At 58.6% G+C, this 2,377-nt stretch carries 4 protein-coding genes; 2 read left to right on the top strand and 2 right to left on the bottom strand.

The genetic code is table 11. The annotated features are described in order from the left end of the window. Both PKC81_RS14660 and pyrE read right to left on the bottom strand, forming a co-directional pair. The coding region (locus PKC81_RS14660) for a pyridoxine 5'-phosphate synthase (protein WP_324337352.1) at window positions 1–101 on the bottom strand (101 nt) is incomplete at its 3' end. Between the two features lie 2 nt (window positions 102–103). Then, complete coding sequence (pyrE, locus tag PKC81_RS14655; protein ID WP_324337349.1) at window positions 104–685, bottom strand: orotate phosphoribosyltransferase; 582 nt, start codon at window positions 683–685, stop codon at window positions 104–106. Window positions 686–910: 225 nt separating this feature from the next. Between pyrE and coxB the strand changes: the two genes are divergently transcribed. Together coxB and PKC81_RS14645 are read left to right on the top strand one after the other, a co-directional pair. Beyond that, window positions 911–2,017, top strand: coding sequence for a cytochrome c oxidase subunit II (gene coxB / locus PKC81_RS14650; RefSeq protein WP_324337347.1), 1,107 nt, complete (start codon window positions 911–913; stop codon window positions 2,015–2,017). 17 nt (window positions 2,018–2,034) lie between these two features. Beyond that, window positions 2,035–2,377: cbb3-type cytochrome c oxidase subunit I (locus tag PKC81_RS14645; RefSeq protein ID WP_324337346.1), on the top strand; the 343-nt coding region annotated here is incomplete at its 3' end.

Genomic DNA, 2,377 nt, shown 5'->3' with positions numbered 1-2,377 from the left:
ATCTCCGCCGCGCGCACCGGATCGGGATGATCGCCGCCGCGCGCGTTCCGGATCGTCGCGACATGGTCGATATTGACGCCTAGGCGGAGGTGGTTGGTCATGTTCAGGCTTTCCGGCTTCCCGGCTTAACCGCCTCGGTTGCTGCCAATTCGGCTGGCAGTTCATCGGGCGCGTAGGTCGGGAAGTTGAGTTCAATAAGCGGAAAGAAAGGCACGCCCAGTTCGACGGCGCCCGCCGACCGATCAACGATCGATGCCGCTGCAATTACTTCGCCACCTGCATTCTCGATCGCCTTGATGGCTTCGCGCGAGGAAAGGCCGGTGGTGACCACATCCTCAACCATCAAAACTTTTTGCCCTTCCTTCAAGGCAAAGCCGCGGCGTAATCCGAACACCCCTTCGGGGCGCTCGACAAACAACGCGTCGACGCCAAGGGCGCGGCCCATTTCATGGCCTATTATAATGCCGCCCATCGCGGGCGAGACCACTATGTCAATCTGGCTGCGGATATCGCGCGGCAATTTCTGTGCGATCGCCACCGCAACCCGGCTGGCGCGCTCCGGATTCATCAGCAACCGGGCGCATTGCAAATAATATGCGCTGTGCCGCCCTGAGGAGAGCAGGAAATGCCCTTCCAGCAATGCTTCGGCAGCGCGGAACTCGGAGAGAATTTCGTCTTCGGTCATGATTTTGGAGAGGTCCTTGATGGGCGTGCAATCGGAGATGCGCGATTTGCAATGCAAATAGGTGGATTCCCCGCACAAATAAATGCAAAAATTGGTATTGAGGCTGCTTGAGGCTTGTGCCAAGCGCGCCTATAAGCCGCGCCAAATCGCGGCATAATAAAAGCGATATAACAGTTTCGGGCGGGGTCTCCGCGGTAGGATTACGGGGCTAACGTAATGAATATTATGAAAAAGTTTGTTTTGGCATGCGGCATGATGCTGTTGCCCGCAATGGTATCGGCGCAAGCGGCGAATCCCGCTCCCGCACCGGTTGCGGCAGAGGCGAAAGCGGTTCCGGCCCCTGTTCAGGCCGCTCCGACGGCTGCTCCGGCCGAAGAAAAAGCGGCTGAGGCACCTGCTGCGGCCACCTCAATGGACGGATCGCTGCCTGGTTACACCCCGATGAAGCCCGACTATGAAAATCATGTCGGCATGCCCAAGGATCGCGGCGTCGATTTCCAGGAGCAGTTCAGCCCCAATGGCCATTATGCCAAGTGGATGAACAATTCGATCCTGCTGCCGTTGATTACCGTAATCTCGCTGTTCGTCCTCGCGCTGTTGTTGTGGGTTATCGTCCGCTATCGCCGTGCGGCCAACCCGACGCCTTCGAAAACCACGCACAACACCTTTATCGAGATCGTTTGGACGCTGGTGCCCGTTCTCATCCTGCTCGGCATCGCCTATCCGTCGCTGACCCTCGTTGCGAAACAATTCAAACCTGCGCCGAAGGAAGCCGTGACCGTCAAGGTGACCGGCTATCAATGGTATTGGGGCTATACCTATCCCGACCATGGCGGCTTTGAAGTCGTTTCGAACATGCTGCAGGAACAGTCGGCTGTGAAGGCTGGCGAACGCTTCCGTACCGATAATGACGGTCCGAAGCTTCTCGCTGTTGACAACCGCATGGTCGTCCCCGCCGGCGTTCCGATCCGCATCCAGACCACCGCGTCGGATGTGATCCACAGCTTTGCGGTACCCGCACTCTGGTTCAAGCTCGATGCCGTCCCCGGCCGCCTCAACGAGAAGGCCGTGACGATCGAGAAGCCTGGTGTGTATTTTGGCCAATGTTCGGAACTGTGCGGTGCCCGCCACGCCTATATGCCGATCGTGGTCGAGGCGCTTCCGCCTGAAAAATTCGCGGCATGGGTAAAGGCCAAGGGTGGCCAGATGCCAGGCGAGAAAGCCGCTGAAGCAGCGCCTGCTGCTGGGGCCCCTGCCGCCGCGGCTGCCGCAACCGCACCTGCTGCAACTACAACTGCACCTGCCGCCGCTCCGGCGCCGGCTGCCAAGTAATAAAGAGGTCGACCAAGATGACGACGATTGCTGCAAATCCCGCCGACCATCATGACCATGCGCATGATGCGGACCACAAGCCGGGCTTTTTCGCCCGCTGGTTCATGTCGACCAACCACAAGGATATCGGTACGCTCTACCTGATCTTCGCGATTACCGCGGGCATCATTGGTGGTGCAATTTCGGGCATGATGCGCCTTGAGCTTGCTGAACCCGGCATCCAGTATCTGAGCGGCTGGGCTTCGATGATGGCAGGCAAGGAAGCCTCGCTCGACGAAGCCTATCATATGTGGAACGTGCTGATTACCGCGCACGGCCTGATCATGGTGTTCTTCATGGTCATGCCCGCGATCATCGGCG

It is taken from the genome of Sphingorhabdus sp. (assembly GCF_035329025.1).
In the GTDB taxonomy this organism is placed as follows: Bacteria; Pseudomonadota; Alphaproteobacteria; order Sphingomonadales; family Sphingomonadaceae; genus Sphingorhabdus_B.
Note: the sequence above shows the minus strand (reverse complement) of the source record. Positions and strands in the feature narration are given on the sequence as shown.

Bases quoted from the DNA above. Each gene is read 5' to 3' on its own strand.
- pyrE (WP_324337349.1), bottom strand. From the start codon at position 685: ATGACCGAAGACGAAATTCTCTCCGAGTTCCGCGCTGCCGAAGCATTG.
- coxB (WP_324337347.1), top strand. From the start codon at position 911: ATGAAAAAGTTTGTTTTGGCATGCGGCATGATGCTGTTGCCCGCAATG.